The sequence below is a fragment of the Stenotrophomonas sp. genome, from assembly GCF_035634915.1.
Lineage (GTDB): Bacteria > Pseudomonadota > Gammaproteobacteria > Xanthomonadales > Xanthomonadaceae > Stenotrophomonas.
Window position 1 is genome coordinate 117,648 of sequence record NZ_DASQCB010000021.1, and the last position, 18,573, is coordinate 136,220.

Below are 18,573 nucleotides of genomic sequence, written 5' to 3' on the forward strand. Positions count from 1 at the left end.
AATTCTCCGCTTACTTCGCGTCGCCGGCCGGCTGGGCGGCAGGCGTGGGGGCAGCGCCCGGCTGTGCCGGGGCGGCGCCCTTCTCGGTGGCCTGCACGGGCATGCCGGGGCCGATCTTCTGCAGGCCTTCGACGATGACCTTGTCACCCGGCTGCAGGCCGTCCTCGACCAGCCACTTGTCGGCCAGCGCGCGGCTGACCTTCACCGGGCGCACTTCCACCTTGTTGTCCTTGCCGACCACCATGGCGCTGGTATCGCCCTTGGCGTCGCGGGCGATGCCCTGCATCGGCACCAGCACGGCATCGGCGCGCACGCCGCCACCGATCACCGCGCGCACGTACATGCCCGGCATCAGCAGGCCTTCGGGGTTGTCCACCTTCACCCGCAGCGCGTAGCTGCCGGTGGTCGGGTCCACGCTCACTTCGGAGAACTCCAGCGCGCCCTTGTGCGGGAACTCGCTGCCGTCTTCCAGCAGGATGGTGACCGGCAGGGTCTGGTTGTCCTGCAGGCGGCCGGCGGCCAGTTCGCGGCGCAGCTGCAGCAGCTCGGCCGAGGACTGGGTCAGGTCGACGTAGATCGGGGTGAGCTGCTGCACGGTGGCCAGTGCATCGGCCTGGCCGACGCTGACCAGCGCACCCTGGGTGACGCTGGATTTGCCGATGCGGCCGCTGATCGGCGCGGTGATGCGCGCGTAGCCGAGGGTGACGTTGGCCGCGTCCAGCGCAGCCTTGGCGGCACCGACATCGGCCTCGGCCTGCTTCTGCGCGGCCACGGCGTTTTCCAGATCCTGCTGGCTGACCGCATCGACCTTGGCCAGCTCGGTGATGCGCCTGGCGCTCAGGCGCGCGGCGTTGGCGGTGGCTTCGGCGCGGGCCAGCTGGGCGCGGGCGCTGTTGGCCTGGGCGCGGTAGCTGGCGTCCTCGATCTGGTACAGCGGCTGCCCTTCCTTCACCAGGCCACCTTCGGTGAACAGGCGCTTGGCGACGATGCCGCTGACCTGCGGCCGCACTTCGGCGACCAGGAAGGCATTGGTGCGGCCCGGCAGCTCGCGGGTCAGGCCCACGCTTTCCGACTTCAGCGTGACCACGGTCACCTGGCCGGGGCCTTGCTGGGGCTGTTCGGGTTGGCCACCGCAGGCGGCCACGGTCGCGGCGATGGCCAGCGACAGCAGGAAGGGGCGGATTCGGGTCAGGGGCATGGGGCTGGGGCTCGGGGAAGGGAAAAGATTCTCAGCTTGCCGTGATACGCAGCCGCATCCCGGTCCTGGGGCGCGGTTGTCGCAGCGGGCAGGCATCCCCGCGCACGGCGCAGGCATCAGCAGGCGCGCGTACACGACGGGGAGCATGGGAGCGAAATATACATACATGCTTGTTTGTTTGTAAAGCGGTACAATTCAGGCTGGTTTCACCGGCACTGGTACCCACTCCCCCGACCCATGGCGCGCAAGACCAAAGAAGACACCCAGGCAACCCGCGAAGGCATCCTTGATGCGGCCGAGGCCTGCTTCCATGAACACGGCGTGGCGCGGACCACGCTGGAGATGATCGGCGCGCGTGCCGGCTACACCCGGGGCGCGGTCTACTGGCACTTCAAGAACAAGACCGAGGTGCTGGCCGCGATCATCCAGCGGGTGCACCTGCCCTTCATGCAGGAACTGGAGCGCACCTCCAGCGACGAGCGGCGCACGCCGATCCACGACCTGCGCGCGGTGATGATCTACTCGTTCATCGAACTGTCCGAGGACGAACGCCTGCGCAAGACCATGGAAATCATGCTGCGCAGCGATGCCTCGTCGGAAAGCCGGGCGCTGGCCGAGCTGCAGCAGTCCGGCTTCCGCGATGCACTGGACCGGATGGAGCGCGCCCTGCGCCGTGCGCAGGACCTGGGCCAGCTGCGCGACGGCGCCGACCCGAAGATCGCCGCGCGCATGCTGCACGCCACCGTGCTGGGCGTGCTGCACGGGGCGATGGTCGAACCGGAACTGATGGACCTAAAGCGCGACGGCATGCTCGCGCTGGACATGACCCTGGCCGCCTACGTGAAGGAAGGCGTGTTCGTGCCGGGTTCGATTCCCGAGCCGCTGCCGTAGGGTCGGCGCCCTCGCCTTCGCGAGGAATCCGACCCCATGAAAAAGGCCGCCTTTCGGCGGCCTCGCATGGCGGTAGATGCCAACCTTGGTTGGCATGCATACGGGGTCAGCGCCCTCGCTGGCGCGAGGGATCCGACCCCTTCCGGTGTTACAGGATGTAGCGGCTCAGGTCCGGGTCCTGCACCAGTTCACCCAGATGGGAATCGACGTAGGCGCTGTCGATGGCCAGGGTTTCACCGTCACGATCCGGCGCTTCATAGCTCAACGAATCCAGCAGGCGCTCCAGCACCGTGTGCAGGCGGCGGGCGCCGATGTTTTCCTGGCGCTCGTTCACCAGGAAAGCGATCTCGGCCAGGCGGTCGATGGCATCGGCGGTGAAGCTGACCTTGACGCCCTCGGTGGCCAGCAGCGCTTCGTACTGCTTGGTCAGCGCGGCCTTCGGTTCGGTCAGGATGCGCACGAAGTCGTTCTTGCTCAGTGCGCCCAGTTCCACGCGGATCGGGAAGCGACCCTGCAGTTCCGGGATCAGGTCGCTGGGCTTGGCCAGGTGGAACGCGCCCGAAGCAATGAACAGGATGTGGTCGGTCTTGATCGTGCCGTACTTGGTGGACACGTTGGAGCCTTCCACCAGCGGCAGCAGGTCGCGCTGCACGCCTTCGCGCGAAACGTCGCCACCGCCCACGTTATCCCCACGCTTGGCGACCTTGTCGATCTCGTCGATGAAAACGATGCCGTGCTGTTCGCAGGCTTCGATGGCCGCGGTGCGGATGTCGTCCTCGTTGACCAGCTTGCCGGCTTCTTCCTCGATCAGCAGCGGGCGCGCGGCCTTGATGGTCAGCGTGCGCTTGTGCGCCTTGGCGCCACCGCCAAGGTTGGCGAACATCGACTTCAGCTGCTGGCCCATTTCTTCCATGCCCGGCGGGGTCATGATGTCCATGCTGACGTTGGCGGCCAGGTCGAGTTCGATCTCGCGCTCATCCAGCTCGCCGTTACGCAGCATCTTGCGGAACTTGATGCGGGTCTCGTTGTCCTGCGCCGACGGCTCGTTGCGGGCCACGTCCGGATCGAAACCGATGCCACCACTGCGACGCGGCAGCAGCGCATCGAGGATGCGGTCTTCGGCGCGCTCTTCGGCCTGGGTACGCACGCGCACCTTGGCCTGTTCGCGATAGAGCTTGACGGCGGTATCGGCCAGATCGCGGATGATCTGCTCGACGTCCTTGCCGACGTAGCCGACTTCGGTGAAGCGGGTAGCTTCGACCTTCACGAACGGCGCATTGGCCAGGGTGGCCAGGCGGCGCGCGATCTCGGTCTTGCCGACACCGGTCGGGCCGATCATCAGGATGTTCTTCGGCATCACTTCATTGCGCAGCTCGGGTACCAGCTGCATGCGGCGCCAGCGGTTGCGCAGGGCGATGGCCACCGCGCGCTTGGCGTCGTGCTGGCCGACGATGTGCCGGTCCAGTTCCTGCACGATCTCGCGCGGGGTCATGGTGGCGGAGGAAACTTCGATCTTCGACATGGATGTGCTCACGAATGCGTTGTCGGTAGCGCCGGGCCATGCCCGGCGGATCGGGGAGCGTTACAGCTCCTCGACCACCACGTTGCGGTTGGTGTAGATGCAGATGTCACCAGCGATGCCGATCGCTTCACTGGCAATCGTGCGCGCATCCAGTTCGGTGTGCGCCATCAGCGCGCGGGCGGCCGACAGTGCGTAGGAACCACCGGAACCGATGGCGATGATGCCGTCCTCCGGCTCGATCACATCGCCGGTGCCGCTGATGATCAGCGAGGTTTCCTTGTCGGCTACGGCGAGCAGGGCTTCAAGCTTGCCCAGGCGGCGTTCGGTACGCCAGTCCTTGGCCAGCTCGACGGCAGCGCGCTGCAGCTGGCCGTGCTTTTCCAGCTTGGCCTCGAACAGCTCGAACAGGGTGAAGGCATCGGCGGCGGCACCGGCGAAACCGGCCAGCACCTGGCCGTCACGGCCAAGGCGGCGCACCTTGCGCGCGTTGCCCTTCATCACCGTGTGGCCGAGGGTGACCTGGCCATCACCGGCAATGGCCACGTGATCGCCGCGGCGCACGCAGACGATGGTGGTGGCGTGGAAAACATTGGGATTCTGACTGGGGTCCATGGAGCCTCCGGGGTGACAGAACCAGAGGTGGGGACTGCCCTGCGCCCTTCAAGCCACCCGCGACCGCCTGCCGCAGGGCCAACGTTCAGCTTTCCCCGCTGCCCTGGTTGCCGCTGCGGCGCTTGGCGCGCGGATGCGCAGCATCGTAGACCTTGGCCAGATGCTGGAAATCCAGGTGGGTGTAGATCTGGGTGGTGGCGATATCGGCGTGACCGAGCAGTTCCTGCACGCCGCGCAGGTCGCCGGAGGATTCCAGGATGTGGCTGGCGAAACTGTGCCGCAGCATGTGCGGGTGCACGTGCTTGAACAGGCCCTGGCGCTGGGCCAGCTGGCGGATGCGGATCTGCACCGCACGCTGGCTGATCGGCCCGTTGCGGCCGGGAAACACCGGCATGGCCGGGCCGCCGCCACTTTCCGCGCGCCAGGCCAGCAGCGCTTCGCGCGCGGGCCGCCCGAACGGCACCCGGCGCTGGCGGTTGCCCTTGCCCAGCACGTTGACCAGGCCGCTGTCGAAATCCAGGTCGCGCCAGGTCAGCGCACACACTTCGCTCAGGCGCAGGCCGGAGGAATAGAACAGTTCCAGCAGCGCGCGGTCGCGGCGGCCGAGGTCACCCTCCGGTTCCAGTTCGACCAGCTGCACCGCTTCATCGGCATCGAGCACCTGCGGCAGGCGCCGCGGCGCACGGGGCGCCTTCAGGGTTGCGGCCGGGCTTGCTTCGATGCGCCCGTGCTTGAGCAGCCAGGCATAGAAGCTGCGGCAGGCCGACAGGCGGCGCTGCAGGCTCTTGGCCGACAGCCCGCGACGATGCTCATCGGCGACGAACTGGCGCAGCGTCTCGGCATCCAGTGCCTCCACCGCCACGCCGCGCGGTTCCACCCACACCGACAGCGCATCCAGATCACGGCGGTAGGCATCGAGCGTATGTGCCGACATCCGCCGTTCCACCTGCAGGTGCTGCAGGAACTGCTGTACCGCGCTCATGGTCGTGCGGCCCGGCTCAGCGCTCGAAACGCTTCAGGCCAGCCACCAGGGCATCGCCCATCATGCGCAGGAACAGTGTGCCCATGCCCGGGTAGAAGCGGTTGGGGTCGTGGCTGCCGACGGCGATCAGGCCGATGCCCGGCAGCGGCAGCAGTGCGGTGGTCTGCACTTCGTCGCTGCGCGCGCCATACAGCACCGCGTTCTTTTCCGGCTGCAGGCGCCCACAGATCGGCTCGCCATCGTTCAGGCAATCTCGGAACGGGCCCAGCTGCGCGTCATCAGCAGCGATCACCTGCAGCCACTCGGCCTGTTCCAGCCCGGCCACCGGCGCGTGCACCACCAGCCGCACCAGGTCGCCGGCAAAATCTTCCTGCAGCGAGGCGGCCATCGCACGCAGGGTGTCAGCGGCGTTGTCCTGCTTCATCAGGGCCAGGGTCAGCTGGTGCGTGCGCACCGCCAACCGCTCGTTGACCTGGGCAGTGGCGCCCAGATCGGCCAAGCGTCGCGCCAGCTCGCGGTTCTTCTCGCGCAGCACTTCCAGCTGGTAGCTGGCCAGCGACGCGGTGGGGCCGTCATCGCGCGGCACCACCAGGGTCAGGGCCAGGTCCGGGAACTGCTTGAGGAAGCCGGGATGGCGCCGCAACCACGCAGCGACGTCATGGCCCCCGAGCTTGTCGACGGTCTCACTCATGCGATCCACTCCCCTTCGAAGACGAATGCGGTCGGGCCGGCCATGACCACCGGCTGGCCCTCGCCCGGCCACTGGATGCGCAGCTCGCCACCGGGCAGGCTGATGCGCGCATCGCCCTGCAGGCGGCCGCGCTGCATCAGGGTGACGGCGGCGGCGCAGGCACCACTGCCGCAGGCCAGGGTTTCGCCAACGCCACGTTCGTACACGCGCAGGCGTGCATGGTCCGGGCCCATCACCTGGGCGAAGCCCACGTTGACCGACTGCGGGAACGAGGCATGCTGCTGCAGCAGCGCGCCGACGCGCTCGACCGGCGCAGCATCGATCAGGCCCACTTCGATGACCGCGTGCGGGTTGCCCATCGACACGGCCGAGAAGCGCACGGTTTCGCCCTGCAACGGCATCAGGTATTCATCGCGCGGATGGGCAAAGCCCACCAGCGGCACCTGGGACGGTTCGAACGCCGGCACGCCCATGGCCACCGAGAAGCGGCCATCGCCCAGCACCTGCACCTGGTGGCTGGCCAGCGGGCTGTCGATCACAAAGCACTCGCCCTGGGCACTGCCCTCGCGCACCAGCCAGGCGGCGATGCAGCGCGCGCCGTTGCCGCACTGCTCGGAATTGGAACCGTCGGCATTCCAGATCCGGTAGGACGCCACCGAGCCGTCCGCACGCGGGGCTTCGATGGTCAGGATCTGGTCGCAGCCCACGCCCGTGTGCCGGTCGGCCAGGCGCGCGGCCAGTTCCGGGGTGGGCGGCGGCGTACCGTCACGCAGGTCGATCACTACGAAATCGTTGCCTGCGCCATGCATCTTGCTGAAGCGCAGGGCCGTGGAGCTGGCCTTACTCATTCCCACCGTCCACCGGCTTGATCGGGTCCGGGGTGACCGAGGGGCTGCCGTCGCTGGTCGGCTGGGTCGCTTCGGGCGTGGCTTCCGGGCTGGCTTCGGGCGCGACGGCCGGTTCGACCGTCTCTTCCACCGGCACCGGCTTCTGCGGCAGTACCAGCGGGCCCTTGTTGCCACAGGCGGACAGGAACAGCAGCGAGGCCGCTGCCAGCGGAATCAGGATGGCATTGCGATGGGAGATCTTCATGCGCCCGAGTATAGCCATTGGCGGCTGAGCGGTAGGTAGAGTCGACCGTGGCTCGAATATCGCGCGCAGCGCGGGGTTTTCGCCGGCGGCCGGGACAGCAGTCGACCAACGGTCGACTCTACCCCGGCGGCGGAGGCAACGGCCGTGTCCACAGCCAGATCGCCACCACGGCCATGCTGCCGATGGAAAACCACTTCACCCAGGCAACCGGCACGCACCACAGCATGATGGCGGCACACGCGGCCATGGTGATGGTGGCCATCCACTTGCCGTAGCGGCTGACCGCGCCGTGCGCCTGCCAGTTGGCAATGGCCGGGCCGAAACGCGGATGCTGCAGCAGCCAGGTGTGCAGGCGCTCGGAACCGCGCGAGGCGGCCCAGGCCGAGATCAGGATGAATACGGTGGTCGGCAGGCCCGGCACGAAGATGCCGACGATGCCGGTGCCGAGGCTGGCATAGGCCAGCAGCCACCACGCCCAGCGGAAACGCACCACGCGCGGCGGCGGCGTGTCATCCGGAGGCGGTGGTGCGGGCGCGGTCATGGCCGCAAGGATACCGGTTCAGGGTGCCAGGCAGTGCCCGGCACCCTGTCGAGATCACGGCTGGACGATGCCCAGCTGCTGCAGCACGAACGCATACGACTCGGACAGTTCGCGGTAACGCTGGAAGCGCCCGGACTTGCCGCCGTGGCCGGCTTCCATGTTCGTGCGGAACACGATCGGGTAGTGGCCAGTGTTGTCGTCACGCAGCTTGGCCACCCACTTGGCCGGTTCCCAGTACTGCACCTGCGAATCCCACAGGCCGGTGCCGACGAACAGCGCCGGGTAGGCCTGCTGCTTGACGTTGTCGTACGGCGAGTAGGACAGCATGTAGTCGTAGTACTGCTTCTGTTCCGGGTTGCCCCACTCGTCGTACTCGTTGGTGGTCAGCGGAATGGTCGGGTCGAGCATGGTGGTCACCACGTCGACGAACGGCACCTGCGCCACCATCACGCGGTAGTCCTGCGGCGCCTGGTTGGCCACCGCGCCCATCAGCAGGCCACCGGCACTGCCACCGGAGGCGGCAACGCGGTCCTTGGCCGCCCAGCCCTGCGCCACCAGGCCACGGGTGACGTCGATGAAGTCGTTAAAGGTGTTCTGCTTGTGCAGCAGCTTGCCGTTCTCGTACCAGTCACGGCCCATTTCCTGGCCGCCACGGATGTGGGCGATGGCGTACACCACGCCACGGTCGAGCAGGCTCACCGCGGTCTGGTTGAAGTACGGGTCCATCGACATGCCGTAGCTGCCGTAGGCGTACTGGAACAGCGCGCCCTTGCCATCCTTCTGGTAGCCCTTGCGGTAGACCAGCGACACCGGCACCTTCACCCCGTCGCGCGCGGTGATCCAGACGCGATCGGTTTCGTACTTCGAGGCGTCATAGCCGATGACCGGCTGCACCTTCAGCTGGCGGCGCTCGCCGGTGGCGGTGTTCAGTTCGAACACGGTGGTCGGGGTGGTCATCGAGGTGTAGACGTAGCGCAACCACGGCGTGTCGGCCTCGGTGTTGTCGCCCAGGCCCATCGAATACGCCGGCTCGTCGGCCTTCACGTAGTCGCTGCGGCCATCCTTGAACAGCAGGCGGATGCGCTCCAGGCCTTCGGAACGTTCGGCGATGGCGGTGTAGCTGTCGAACAGCTCGAAGCCTTCGATGAACACCGCATCGTCGTGCGCGATCCAGTCCTTCCACTGCGCACGCGAAGTGGCATCGGTGGGCGCGGTGACCAGCTTGAAGTTCTTCGCCCCATCGTTGGTGCGGATCACCCAGCGGCCGTCGTAATGGTCGGCGTCGTACTCGACGTCACGCTGGCGCGGGGCCAGCACGGTGAAGGTGCTCGGGTCGCTGGCCGGCGCGTAGCGCTCTTCCGAGGACACGGTGCTGTGCACGCCGATGGTGATGAAGCGATCGTCGCGGGTGCGGCCGATGCCCATGTAGAAGCTGTCGTCCTTCTCTTCGTAGACGACGGTGTCGGCGCTGGCCGGGGTGCCCAGCACATGCTTTCTCACCCGCACGGTCAGCAGGGTTTCCGGATCGTTCTCGACGTACAGCACGGTGCGGTTGTCGTCGGCCCAGACCAGGTTGCCGGAGCTGCCGGTGATGACGTCGGGCAGCACCTTGCCGGTGGCCAGGTCCTTGAAGCGGATGGTGTACTGGCGGCGGCCGACGTCATCGTCGGCCCAGGCCAGCAGCTGGTTGTCCTGGCTGACTTCCATCGCGCCGACGCTGAAATAGCCCTTGCCGGCGGCCATCGCGTTGACGTCCAGCAGGATTTCCTCGGCCGCCTCCATGCTGCCCTTGCGGCGCGCGTGGATGGGGTAGTCCTGGCCGGTCTCGTAGCGGCTGTAGTACCAGTAGCCGCGCTCGCGCGCCGGCACGCTGGAATCGTCCTGCTTGATGCGGCCGACGATTTCCTTGTACAGGGTGTCTTCGAGCGGCTTCAACGGCGCCAGCAGCTGGTCGGTGTAGGCATTCTCGGCCTGCAGGTAGGCCAGCATGTCCTTGTTCCCGCGCTTGTCGTCGCGCAACCAGTAATAGTCGTCGTTGCGGGTGGCGCCGAACGGCGCCTTGACCTCGTGCGGGTGCTTGGCGGCATCCGGCGGAACGGGCGGGGTGGCGGCGGTAACGGTGCTGGTCATCAGGCTGGCAAGCAACAGGCAGAGGGTGGATTTCATGAGATAGGGTTCCTGGTGCGGTTACGCAATGGCGTCCGTGGCGTAGGTAGGGTCGGGCCTGCTCGACTGACCGCAACCGCAGTCGAGCAAACTCGACTCTACCATTCCCGTGCGGCGTACCATGGCGGCATGAGCACCCTGCCCCACACGCCGGGCTACAGCCGGCGCAGCCATGAAATCGCTCCCTTCCACGTGATGTCCCTGCTGGCCCGCGCGCAGGCGCTGGAACAGGCGGGCCACGATGTGATCCATCTGGAGATCGGCGAGCCGGACTTCACCACCGCCGAACCGGTCGTGCGCGCCGGCCAGGCCGCACTGGCCGCTGGCCATACCCGCTACACCGCCGCGCGCGGCCTGCCGGCCCTGCGCCAGGCGATCAGCGGTTTCTACCGCAGCCACTACGGCCTGGACATCGATCCCGAGCGCATCCTGGTCACCCCCGGTGGTTCCGGTGCCCTGCTGCTGGCCAGCAGCCTGCTGGTCGATCCGGGCCGGCACTGGCTGCTGGCCGACCCCGGCTATCCCTGCAACCGCCACTTCCTGCGCCTGGTGGAAGGCGGCGCGCAGCTGGTGCCGGTCGGCCCGGACACCGCCTACCAGTTGACCCCGTCGCTGGTGGACCGGCACTGGAATGCCGACAGCGTCGGTGCGCTGGTCGCCTCACCCGCCAACCCCACCGGTACCGTGCTGTCGGCCGATGAACTGGCCGCGCTGTCGACCTCGCTGCAGGCGCGCGGTGGCCACCTGGTGGTGGACGAGATCTACCACGGCCTGACCTATGGCCTGGATGCGCCCAGCGTGCTGCAGGTGGATGACAGCGGCTTCGTGCTGAACAGTTTCTCCAAGTACTTCGGCATGACCGGCTGGCGGCTGGGCTGGCTGGTGGCGCCGCCGGCGGCGGTGCCCGATCTGGAGAAGCTGGCACAGAACCTGTACATCAGCGCGTCGAGCATCGCCCAGCATGCCGCGCTGGCGTGTTTCAGCGAGGAATCGATGGCGATCTTCGAGCAGCGCCGCGAAGCGTTCCGCCAGCGCCGCGATTTCCTGCTGCCGGCCCTGCGCGAACTCGGCTTCCGCATCGAGGTGGAGCCGCAGGGCGCGTTCTATCTGTACGCCGACGTCAGCGCGTTCACCGACGATGCGCAGGCGTTCTGCGCGCACTTCCTGGAAACCGAGCACGTGGCATTCACCCCGGGCCTGGATTTCGGCTTCCACCGCGCCAACCAGCACGTACGCCTGGCGTATACGCAGGAAGTGCCACGGTTGCAGGAGGCGGTTGAGCGGATTGCGCGTGGGTTGAAGCGCTGGGGCGCCTGACCGGCAGGCGCGAACGGCATCCACGCCATGCGTGACGTTCATGGGTAGATCCACGCCATGCGTGGATAGGTGGACCCAACGAAAAACGCCGCCCTAGGGCGGCGTTTTCCGTTCTGCTTACTTGCCGCCCAAGCGCTCCCACAGGAAGCTGTAGGCCAGGGCCGACATGTGTGCGGCCTGCGCGTTGTTGGCTGCGCCGCCGTGGCCACCTTCGATGTTCTCGTAGTAGGTCACGTCCTTGCCGGCGTCGATCATCTTCGCCGCCATCTTGCGGGCGTGGCCCGGATGCACGCGGTCATCGCGGGTGGAAGTGGTGAACAGCACCGGCGGGTAGGTCTTCTTCGCGTCGAACAGGTGATACGGCGAGAAGGTCTTGATGAACTCCCAGTCGCTGGTGTCCGGGTTGCCGTACTCGGCCATCCACGAAGCACCGGCCAGCAGGTGGCTGTAGCGCTTCATGTCCAGCAGCGGCACCTGCACCACCACCGCACCGAACAGTTCCGGGTACTGGGTGAGCATGTTGCCGGTGAGCAGGCCACCGTTGCTGCCGCCCTGCACGCCCAGGTGCTTGGCGGTGGTGATCCTGCGGGTGACCAGATCCTGCGCGACCGCGGCCATGTCTTCATAGGCCTTGTGACGGTTCTGCTTCAGCGCCGCCTGGTGCCAGCGCGGACCGTACTCGCCACCGCCACGGATGTTGGCGACCACGTACACGCCGCCCTTCTCCAGCCAGGCGCGGCCCATGCCACCGGAATAGCTCGGGGTCAGCGAGATCTCGAAGCCACCGTAGCCGTACAGCAGGGTCGGGTTGGAACCGTCCAGCTTCATCGCCTTGTCGTGCACCACGAAGTACGGCACGCGGGTGCCGTCCTTGCTGGTGGCGAAGTGCTGCTCGATCACCTTGCCTTCGGCATCGAAGAAGGCCGGCATGGTCTTCAGCGTTTCCGGGGCCTTGCCGATGTCGGCCAGGGCCAGGGTGGTCGGGGTCAGGTAATCGGTGGCGGTCAGCCACACGGCGTCGCTGTCGTTGCTGTCCACTGCGCCCACGGCCAGCGTGCCGAAGGCCGGCGCACCGACGAATTCGCTCTTCTGCCAGCCGTTGGCGCCCGGGGTCAGCACCGACAGGCGGTTCTTGACGTCGTCGAGCACGTTCAGCACGAGGTGGCTCCTGGTCCAGGTCGCACCGGCCAGCGAGGTGGTCGCGGTCGGGGTGAACAGGACTTCGAAATCACGCTTGCCGGCCAGGAAATCGTCCAGCTTGGTCGCCAGCAGCGAGCCGGAGGCGTAGGTCTTGCCACCCACGGTCCACGGGTCGCGCAGTTCCAGGGTCAGCCACTGCTTGTGCAGGCCCTTCTCGGCCGAGTTCGGCGCGTCGATCCTGGTCAGCGTGCCGTTGTCGGCGCGCAGGTACAGCTCGTTGTTGTAGAAGGCCAGCGTGCGGCTGACCAGGTTGCGCTCGAAGCCGGGGGTGTCATCGTGCATCGCCGCGATGTACATGTCGTCCGGCTTGCCTTCGTAGACCACGCTGGCCGAGGCCAGCGGCGTACCGCGCTTCCACAGCTTGGCCACGCGCGGGTAGCCGGAGGTGGTCATCGATCCGTCACCGAAATCGGTGTAGACGAACACCGAGTCACGGTCGATCCAGCCCAGGCCGCCCTTGGATTCGGGGCGGAAGAAGCCGTCCTTGATCCAGGTCTTGTTGGCCAGGTCGAATTCGCGGGTGACATCGGCATCGGCACCGCCGCGCGACAGCGCGATCAGGCAGCGGCTGTAGTCCGGGCGCAGGCAGTCGGCGCCGTGCCAGACCCAGTTCTCGCCCTCGGCCTTGTTCAGTGCATCCAGGTCGAGCACGGTTTCCCACTGCGGCGAGGCCTTGCGGTACTCGGCCAGGGTGGTGCGGCGCCACAGGCCGCGCTCGTGCTGCTGGTCCTTCCAGAAGTTGTAGTAGTAGTCGCCGATCTTCTGCACGCCGGGGATCTTGGCGTCCGAATCGAGCACCTCGCGGATGCTCGCTTCCATCTGCTTGAAGGCCGGGGTCTGCGCCAGGCGGCCCTCGGACTTGGCATTCTGTTCCTTGACCCAGGACAGCGGCTTGTCGCCGGTGACGTCCTCCAGCCAGGCGTAACGGTCGGTTTCTTCAGCGGCCACGGCGGTCCCCACCGAAGCAGCGGTCATCATGCCGGCCAGCAGGCAGGCGGAAGCGAGTCGTGACATTGCGGTTCCAGGCAGTCATAAGCGCTGGAACGCTAGCACGGATCCCCGGGCTGCCCCCCGTGTCGAAGGTCAGGCTGTGGCAGTGCGCGCGCGCCGCGCCCGCGCCGGCAGGCGGCGGGCCTGCACGCCGGGCTGGTGCAGGCGGCGCAGCCATGCGCGCAATGGCAGCGGGCAGCCCAGCAGCGCCCACCACGCGGCCAGCGGCATGCCCACCAGCCACAGCGGCAGCCAGCCCAGCCAGACACTGCTGCCGCGCGCGGCCGGCCACACCAGCACCAGCGCAAGCCCGGCCAGAGCCAGCTGCTGCACGCTGCGCAACAGGCGGCGGTCGGATGCGAAGCTGTCGCGTTCAGCCGGGGGGCGACGGGAAGAGCGTGCGTTCATGGGCGTTCTCGGCGATGGGATGATGCCCAGCTTGGCGCGCCGCCTTCTCAGAAGCTGCGACACCATTGACGGATCGAGCACACACAGTCGACCATGCTTGGGCACCCACTGGAGCGCGCTCCCGCATGTCCTCGATCCGCCCGTTCTGCGCCGTGTTGCTGGCTTTGTCCCTGGGAGGCCCCGCGCTGGCCGCCAGCGACCCGCCGTCGCCGCGCGCCAGCGCATCGGGGGCCTCCGAATACGGCGCACCGATCGATCTGCAGCGCTTCATGGGCACCTGGTACGTGATCGGCCGCGTGCCGAACTTCATCGAACGCGGCCATGTGGCCAGCGTCAACGAGTACACGCTGCGCGAAGACAACAAGGTGGGCATCGTCTACCGCTACCGCGATGGCTTCGGTGCGCCGCAGCAGGAAGTGCGCGCACGTGCCAGCGTCGACGCCGACAGCGGCAACCACGCCTGGCGCACCTGGTTCTACCGGATCGTGCCGACCCATTCGCGCGTGCTGGAAGTCGCCCCCGACTATTCGTGGGCGATGATCGGCTACCCGGGCCGGGAAATGGCCTGGATTTTCTCGCGCCAGCCGGACATGGACAAGGCGCTGTACAAGGAGCTGGCCGAGCGCCTGCGCGACGAGTACGGCGTGAACACCGACAAGCTCAAGCGCGTGCCGCAGCACGCCGACCAGGTCGGCAAGCTGGGCTACGAAGTGCCGAACGTGCGCTGAGAAAGCGTCGCTGGGCATGGCCCGGCGGACGTGACGTGCCTTACGCCGCCCGCGGCTGCACGCGGCGCTCGATCTCGCCGAGCGTGGGCAACGTCTTCAGGTCATAGGTGGCCTGCAGCGCCAACCACGATGCGGCATCACCTCCGAAATGGCGCGCCAGCCGGGCAGCGGTATCGGCGGTGATCGCACGTTCGCCATGGACGATGGCGTGCAGGCGGGTCGCCGGAACATCCAGCGCCCTCGCCAACGCGTTCACGCTCAAGGCCAGTGGGGAGAGGAACTCTTCGCGCAGGATCTCGCCGGGATGGATGGCCCGCAGGCGATTGTCGATTGGCTTCATGGCGAATGCCTCAGTGGTAGTCAACGATTTCCACGGATTGCGGACCGCTTTCGGTCCAGATGAAACACAGCCGCCACTGATCGTTGATTCGCAGGCTGTGCTGCCCTTTGCGGTCGCCAGCCAGTGCCTCCAACCGGTTGCCTGGCGGGCTGCGCAGGAACGCCAGCGTCTGTGCCGAGTCAAGCATCTGCAGCTTGCGTTCGGCTGCGCGTCGAATCGGCAGCCAGGCGCGCACGCAGTGGCCTTCAAACAAGGCGCGGGTATGCCTGCAACGGAAGGACCGGATCATTCCGCAAAACGCATTACGCCACGCGGAATATACCAAGCGACTGGATGTGCTGCCAGTCCCGGTTCGGTGATTCAGAGTTTCAATGGACGGATTGCGTCACGCCGCCGGGCATGGCCCGGCGCTACCCGAACGATGCCGGGCGACGCCCGGCATTGGGTTACTTGCGGGTGTAATGCGCGACCAGGCGGTCGCCGAGCATCTGCAGCAGCTGCACCAGGATCAGCAGCACCACCACGGTGACCAGGGCCACGTCGGTGCGGTTGCGCTGGTAGCCTTCGCGCAGGGCCAGGTCGCCCAGGCCGCCCGAACCGATCGCGCCGCCCATGGCGGTGAAGCCGACCAGGGCGACGGTGGTGACCGTGGCGGCGGCAATCAGGCCCGGCCGCGCTTCGGGCAGCAGCACCCGGGTCACCAGCTGCCAGGTGGTGGCACCCATCGACTGCGCGGCCTCGACCACGCCACGGTCCACTTCGCGCAGCGCGGTTTCCACCAGGCGCGCATAGAACGGCGCCGCACCGATCACCAGCGCCGGCAGCGTGCCGAGCACGCCGATCGACTGGCCCATCAGCCACAGCGACACCGGAATCAGCACCACCATCAGGATGATGAAGGGCACCGAACGCAGCAGGTTCACCACGATCGCCAGCACGCCATAGGCAAACGGACGACGCTTCATCTGCGGCGCGCCGAACACGTACAGCAGCACGCCCATCGGCAGGCCGATGGCCAGGGTCAGCGGCAGCGAGCCGGCCATCATCAGCAGCGTTTCGATGGTGGCCTTGCCGATATCCACCCACTTGTCCGCATCCAGGTGGCGGAAGAAACCTTCAGCAGCAGCGGCGATCATCGACGCAGTTCCTCAACGTGCACGCCGGCAGCCACGAATGCGGCCTGCGCGGCGGACTGGTCACCGCCCACCAGGGCGACCACCAGCTGGCCATACGGGGTGTCCTTGATCCGGTCGATGCGGCCGGACAGGATGTTGTAGTCGACGCCGGTCTGCCGCGCCACGCTGCCCAGCAGCGGTTCGTAGGTATCGCCGCCGAGGAAGGTCAGGCGCACGATGCGGCCGCCGACCACGTCGAAATCGCGGTGCAGCGTGCCCTCGTCCACATGCTCCGATTCGCTGACGAAACGGCGCGTGGTCGGGTGCTGCGGGTGCAGGAAGACCTGGGTGACCGGGCCGGTTTCCACCAGCTGGCCGGCATCGAGCACGGCCACGCGGTCGCAGACGCGGCGGATGACATCCATCTCGTGGGTGATGAGCACGATGGTCAGGCCCAGCTCGCGGTTGATCTTCGACAGCAGCGCGAGCACCGACGCGGTGGTCTGCGGATCCAGCGCACTGGTGGCCTCGTCGCACAGCAGGATCTGCGGGCGGGTGGCCAGCGCACGGGCGATGCCCACGCGCTGCTTCTGGCCGCCGGACAGCTGCGCCGGGTACTTCGCTGCGTGCTCCTGCAGGCCGACGGTCTGCAGCAGCTCGGCCACGCGCGCATCGATCTCGGCCCTGGCCACGCCGGCCAGTTCCAGCGGGAAGGCGACGTTGCCGGCCACGGTGCGCGAAGACAGCAGGTTGAAGTGCTGGAAGATCATGCCAATGCGCCGGCGCAGCGCGCGCAGCCCGTCGGCATCCAGCGCGGTGATGTCCTCACCGCCGATCAGCAGGCGGCCACCGCTGGGTTCTTCCAGGCGGTTGATCATGCGGATCAGGGTCGACTTGCCCGCGCCGGAATGGCCGATGATGCCGAACACTTCGCCGGCCTCGATGGTCAGGTCCAACGGCTGCAGCGCGCTCACTTGGCGGCCGGCAACGGCATAGGATTTGTGCAGGCGCTGGAACTCGATCACGGGCGTGGCTCACCGGCAGGGCAATGGAAGGGGCGTGCAGCCTACCAGCGCCGGCGCTTGCGCGCCTGCGCCTTGGGCCAGAATGTTATTCCTTTTGGTTCTAAGGATGCCGTGAAGCTCGTGACCGGTAGTGTCGAGCTTGCTCGACTGCTCTGCTGGCTGAACGGGAAGTAGTCGAGCAAGCTCGACTTTACGGGTTCGGCGGTCGGCCAGACAGGGTCAGGGATGATCCAGCGGCTTCGGCGGCTGCACCCGGTTCAGGCGCTCGCGGTGCAGCAGGTACAGGCCCGAGGCCACGATGATCGCCGCGCCGGCCCAGGTCCAGGCGTCGGGCAACTGGCCCCAGAAGGCCAGGTCCCAGCCGATCACCCAGACCAGGCCGCTGTACTCCAGCGGCGCGATCATCGACGCCTCGCCCAGCTGGAAGGCGCGGGTCAGGGCGATCTGGCCCAGCGCCCCGGCCAGGCCCATGCCGGCGATCAGCGGCGCATGCGCCAGCTGCAGCGGCACCCAGCCCGGCAGGGCCAGCAGGCCGGCACCGATGGCCATGATGACCAGGAACCAGACCACCATCGACTGGGATGTGTCGGTACGGGTCAGCAGGCTGACCGTGATGGCGGCGATGGCGTAGGCGGTGGCGGCGGCCAGCACCATCAGGCCGGGAATGGAAATGAAGCCATCCACGCCCGGGCGCAGCACCACGATCACCCCCAGCAGGCCGACGCCGATGGCCACCCAGCGCCGCGGCCCCACCCGCTCGCCCAGCAGCGGCACCGACAGCGCGGCGATCAGCAGCGGGGCCACGAAGTAGATGCTGTAGGCGGTGGACAGCGGCAGGTCGCGCAACGCGTATACAAAGCAACCGATCATCGCCATGCCCAGGCCGCCACGCAGCAGGTGCAGGCCCCAGCGGCGCGGAATGAGCGAGCGCGGGCCGGCGCTGGCCAGCACCCACACCAGCACGAAGGGCAGCGAGGCCGCCCCACGCAGGAAGGTGACTTCCAGCGACGGGTAGCTGGACGACAGCTGTTTCATGCCGGCGTCCATCAGCGAGAAGCAGGCCACGGCGGCGACCATCCAGGCCACCGCGCGCGAAGGGGAGCGTTGCGCGTTCATGGCCCATTATCGCCCGGCAATCGCCGTCTGTAGAGTCGAGCCATGCTCGACTGGCAGCACCGGCACGGGCAGTCGAGCATGGCTCGACTCTACAAACACCCCGGGGCCCACGCGATAGAATGGTGGCCACTGAATTCCGCGGAGCCACGCCCATGCCTTCCTTCGACGTCGTGTCCGAAGTCGACACCCATGAACTGACCAACGCCATCGACCAGGCCAACCGCGAACTGGCCACCCGCTTCGACTTCAAGGGCGTGGACGCGAAGTTCGAGCGCGATGGCGATGTGATCAACCAGACCGCACCGACCGAATTCCAGCTCAAGCAGATGAACGACATCCTGCGCGCGCGCCTGGCCGCGCGCGGCATCGACGTGCTGAGCCTGGAGTTCGGCGACATCGAAACCAACCTGGCCCAGGCCCGGCAGAAGATCACCGTCAAGCAGGGCATCGAGCAGAAGATCGCCAAGAAGATCGCCGCTGCCCTGAAGGAAGCGAAGCTGAAGGTGGAAAGCCAGATCAACGGCGACAAGCTGCGCGTGCAGGGCAAGAAGCGCGACGACCTGCAGGACGCCATCGCGGTGCTGAAGGCCGGCAAGTTCGAACTGCCGCTGCAGTTCAACAACTTCCGCGATTGATGGA

The 18,573-nt window shown here is 67.3% G+C and carries 20 protein-coding genes; 4 read left to right on the top strand and 16 right to left on the bottom strand.

What is annotated here, in order from left to right; translation table 11 throughout:
- Positions 1-10 precede the first annotated feature (10 nt).
- Entirely contained in the window at positions 11-1,198 is a 1,188-nt protein-coding gene (gene smeD, locus VER16_RS16725; RefSeq protein WP_324809848.1) for a multidrug efflux RND transporter periplasmic adaptor subunit SmeD, read from the bottom strand.
- 237 nt (positions 1,199-1,435) lie between these two features.
- On the opposite strand from smeD, the gene VER16_RS16730 reads away from it, so the two are divergent.
- The gene (locus VER16_RS16730; protein WP_200733975.1) at positions 1,436-2,089 is read left to right on the top strand and encodes a TetR family transcriptional regulator; all 654 of its coding nucleotides are present in this window, start codon (positions 1,436-1,438) and stop codon (positions 2,087-2,089) included.
- Positions 2,090-2,237: 148 nt separating this feature from the next.
- On the opposite strand, the gene hslU is transcribed toward VER16_RS16730, so the two are convergent.
- The 8 genes from hslU to VER16_RS16770 form a co-directional block, all read right to left on the bottom strand.
- Positions 2,238-3,611 (bottom strand): ATP-dependent protease ATPase subunit HslU, encoded by a 1,374-nt coding sequence (hslU, locus tag VER16_RS16735; RefSeq protein WP_324809854.1) that lies wholly within the window; start codon positions 3,609-3,611, stop codon positions 2,238-2,240.
- 60 nt (positions 3,612-3,671) lie between these two features.
- Positions 3,672-4,223: an ATP-dependent protease subunit HslV gene (gene hslV / locus VER16_RS16740; RefSeq protein ID WP_079223431.1), complete on the bottom strand. Its 552-nt coding sequence runs from the start codon at positions 4,221-4,223 to the stop codon at positions 3,672-3,674.
- 85 nt (positions 4,224-4,308) lie between these two features.
- Positions 4,309-5,205: a tyrosine recombinase XerC gene (xerC, locus tag VER16_RS16745; protein WP_324809858.1), complete on the bottom strand. Its 897-nt coding sequence runs from the start codon at positions 5,203-5,205 to the stop codon at positions 4,309-4,311.
- 16 nt (positions 5,206-5,221) lie between these two features.
- The gene (locus tag VER16_RS16750) at positions 5,222-5,896 is read right to left on the bottom strand and encodes a DUF484 family protein (protein WP_324809861.1); all 675 of its coding nucleotides are present in this window, start codon (positions 5,894-5,896) and stop codon (positions 5,222-5,224) included.
- Entirely contained in the window at positions 5,893-6,744 is an 852-nt protein-coding gene (gene dapF, locus VER16_RS16755) for a diaminopimelate epimerase (protein WP_324809864.1), read from the bottom strand. Before dapF ends, VER16_RS16750 begins: the two co-directional genes overlap by 4 nt.
- A complete protein-coding gene (gene lptM, locus VER16_RS16760; protein ID WP_324809867.1) occupies positions 6,737-6,988 on the bottom strand; it encodes an LPS translocon maturation chaperone LptM in 252 nt (83 codons plus the stop codon). Before lptM ends, dapF begins: the two co-directional genes overlap by 8 nt.
- Before the next feature lie 118 nt (positions 6,989-7,106).
- The gene (locus VER16_RS16765) at positions 7,107-7,529 is read right to left on the bottom strand and encodes a YbaN family protein (RefSeq protein ID WP_324809870.1); all 423 of its coding nucleotides are present in this window, start codon (positions 7,527-7,529) and stop codon (positions 7,107-7,109) included.
- Between the two features lie 54 nt (positions 7,530-7,583).
- Positions 7,584-9,695: a S9 family peptidase gene (locus VER16_RS16770; protein WP_324809873.1), complete on the bottom strand. Its 2,112-nt coding sequence runs from the start codon at positions 9,693-9,695 to the stop codon at positions 7,584-7,586.
- 129 nt (positions 9,696-9,824) lie between these two features.
- Here VER16_RS16770 and VER16_RS16775 point away from each other — a divergent pair, with 129 nt between their 5' ends.
- A complete protein-coding gene (locus tag VER16_RS16775) occupies positions 9,825-11,012 on the top strand; it encodes a pyridoxal phosphate-dependent aminotransferase (RefSeq protein WP_324809876.1) in 1,188 nt (395 codons plus the stop codon).
- A gap of 117 nt (positions 11,013-11,129) precedes the next feature.
- On the opposite strand, the gene VER16_RS16780 is transcribed toward VER16_RS16775, so the two are convergent.
- Both VER16_RS16780 and VER16_RS16785 read right to left on the bottom strand, forming a co-directional pair.
- On the bottom strand, positions 11,130-13,226 hold the full coding sequence (locus VER16_RS16780) for a prolyl oligopeptidase family serine peptidase (RefSeq protein ID WP_324809879.1): 2,097 nt from the start codon (positions 13,224-13,226) through the stop codon (positions 11,130-11,132).
- A 69-nt stretch (positions 13,227-13,295) separates the two neighbouring features.
- A complete protein-coding gene (locus tag VER16_RS16785) occupies positions 13,296-13,610 on the bottom strand; it encodes a hypothetical protein (protein ID WP_324809882.1) in 315 nt (104 codons plus the stop codon).
- Positions 13,611-13,735: 125 nt separating this feature from the next.
- Here VER16_RS16785 and VER16_RS16790 point away from each other — a divergent pair, with 125 nt between their 5' ends.
- Entirely contained in the window at positions 13,736-14,338 is a 603-nt protein-coding gene (locus tag VER16_RS16790; RefSeq protein WP_116865473.1) for a lipocalin family protein, read from the top strand.
- Positions 14,339-14,378: 40 nt separating this feature from the next.
- Here the strand turns inward: VER16_RS16790 and VER16_RS16795 are convergent, their stop codons facing one another.
- The 5 genes from VER16_RS16795 to VER16_RS16815 form a co-directional block, all read right to left on the bottom strand.
- On the bottom strand, positions 14,379-14,678 hold the full coding sequence (locus tag VER16_RS16795) for a HigA family addiction module antitoxin (RefSeq protein WP_200752698.1): 300 nt from the start codon (positions 14,676-14,678) through the stop codon (positions 14,379-14,381).
- Between the two features lie 10 nt (positions 14,679-14,688).
- Positions 14,689-14,967: a type II toxin-antitoxin system RelE/ParE family toxin gene (locus VER16_RS16800; protein WP_324810114.1), complete on the bottom strand. Its 279-nt coding sequence runs from the start codon at positions 14,965-14,967 to the stop codon at positions 14,689-14,691.
- A 157-nt stretch (positions 14,968-15,124) separates the two neighbouring features.
- Positions 15,125-15,814 (bottom strand): methionine ABC transporter permease, encoded by a 690-nt coding sequence (locus VER16_RS16805; protein ID WP_324809891.1) that lies wholly within the window; start codon positions 15,812-15,814, stop codon positions 15,125-15,127.
- Entirely contained in the window at positions 15,811-16,818 is a 1,008-nt protein-coding gene (locus VER16_RS16810; protein WP_324809894.1) for a methionine ABC transporter ATP-binding protein, read from the bottom strand. The genes VER16_RS16805 and VER16_RS16810 overlap by 4 nt, the downstream gene beginning before the upstream one ends.
- A 219-nt stretch (positions 16,819-17,037) precedes the next feature.
- Positions 17,038-17,934 (bottom strand): DMT family transporter, encoded by an 897-nt coding sequence (locus tag VER16_RS16815; protein WP_324809897.1) that lies wholly within the window; start codon positions 17,932-17,934, stop codon positions 17,038-17,040.
- A gap of 152 nt (positions 17,935-18,086) precedes the next feature.
- Between VER16_RS16815 and VER16_RS16820 the strand changes: the two genes are divergently transcribed.
- Positions 18,087-18,569, top strand: coding sequence for a YajQ family cyclic di-GMP-binding protein (locus tag VER16_RS16820; RefSeq protein ID WP_010481366.1), 483 nt, complete (start codon positions 18,087-18,089; stop codon positions 18,567-18,569).
- The last annotated feature ends 4 nt before the right edge of the window (positions 18,570-18,573 follow it).

What these genes read in the sequence shown, in the direction of transcription:
- smeD (WP_324809848.1), bottom strand. Translation starts at nt 1,198, where the DNA reads ATGCCCCTGACCCGAATCCGCCCCTTCCTGCTGTCGCTGGCCATCGCC.
- VER16_RS16730 (WP_200733975.1), top strand. Translation starts at nt 1,436, where the DNA reads ATGGCGCGCAAGACCAAAGAAGACACCCAGGCAACCCGCGAAGGCATC.
- hslU (WP_324809854.1), bottom strand. Translation starts at nt 3,611, where the DNA reads ATGTCGAAGATCGAAGTTTCCTCCGCCACCATGACCCCGCGCGAGATC.
- hslV (WP_079223431.1), bottom strand. Translation starts at nt 4,223, where the DNA reads ATGGACCCCAGTCAGAATCCCAATGTTTTCCACGCCACCACCATCGTC.
- xerC (WP_324809858.1), bottom strand. Translation starts at nt 5,205, where the DNA reads ATGAGCGCGGTACAGCAGTTCCTGCAGCACCTGCAGGTGGAACGGCGG.
- VER16_RS16750 (WP_324809861.1), bottom strand. Translation starts at nt 5,896, where the DNA reads ATGAGTGAGACCGTCGACAAGCTCGGGGGCCATGACGTCGCTGCGTGG.
- dapF (WP_324809864.1), bottom strand. Translation starts at nt 6,744, where the DNA reads ATGAGTAAGGCCAGCTCCACGGCCCTGCGCTTCAGCAAGATGCATGGC.
- lptM (WP_324809867.1), bottom strand. Translation starts at nt 6,988, where the DNA reads ATGAAGATCTCCCATCGCAATGCCATCCTGATTCCGCTGGCAGCGGCC.
- VER16_RS16765 (WP_324809870.1), bottom strand. Translation starts at nt 7,529, where the DNA reads ATGACCGCGCCCGCACCACCGCCTCCGGATGACACGCCGCCGCCGCGC.
- VER16_RS16770 (WP_324809873.1), bottom strand. Translation starts at nt 9,695, where the DNA reads ATGAAATCCACCCTCTGCCTGTTGCTTGCCAGCCTGATGACCAGCACC.
- VER16_RS16775 (WP_324809876.1), top strand. Translation starts at nt 9,825, where the DNA reads ATGAGCACCCTGCCCCACACGCCGGGCTACAGCCGGCGCAGCCATGAA.
- VER16_RS16780 (WP_324809879.1), bottom strand. Translation starts at nt 13,226, where the DNA reads ATGTCACGACTCGCTTCCGCCTGCCTGCTGGCCGGCATGATGACCGCT.
- VER16_RS16785 (WP_324809882.1), bottom strand. Translation starts at nt 13,610, where the DNA reads ATGAACGCACGCTCTTCCCGTCGCCCCCCGGCTGAACGCGACAGCTTC.
- VER16_RS16790 (WP_116865473.1), top strand. Translation starts at nt 13,736, where the DNA reads ATGTCCTCGATCCGCCCGTTCTGCGCCGTGTTGCTGGCTTTGTCCCTG.
- VER16_RS16795 (WP_200752698.1), bottom strand. Translation starts at nt 14,678, where the DNA reads ATGAAGCCAATCGACAATCGCCTGCGGGCCATCCATCCCGGCGAGATC.
- VER16_RS16800 (WP_324810114.1), bottom strand. Translation starts at nt 14,967, where the DNA reads ATGATCCGGTCCTTCCGTTGCAGGCATACCCGCGCCTTGTTTGAAGGC.
- VER16_RS16805 (WP_324809891.1), bottom strand. Translation starts at nt 15,814, where the DNA reads ATGATCGCCGCTGCTGCTGAAGGTTTCTTCCGCCACCTGGATGCGGAC.
- VER16_RS16815 (WP_324809897.1), bottom strand. Translation starts at nt 17,934, where the DNA reads ATGAACGCGCAACGCTCCCCTTCGCGCGCGGTGGCCTGGATGGTCGCC.
- VER16_RS16820 (WP_010481366.1), top strand. Translation starts at nt 18,087, where the DNA reads ATGCCTTCCTTCGACGTCGTGTCCGAAGTCGACACCCATGAACTGACC.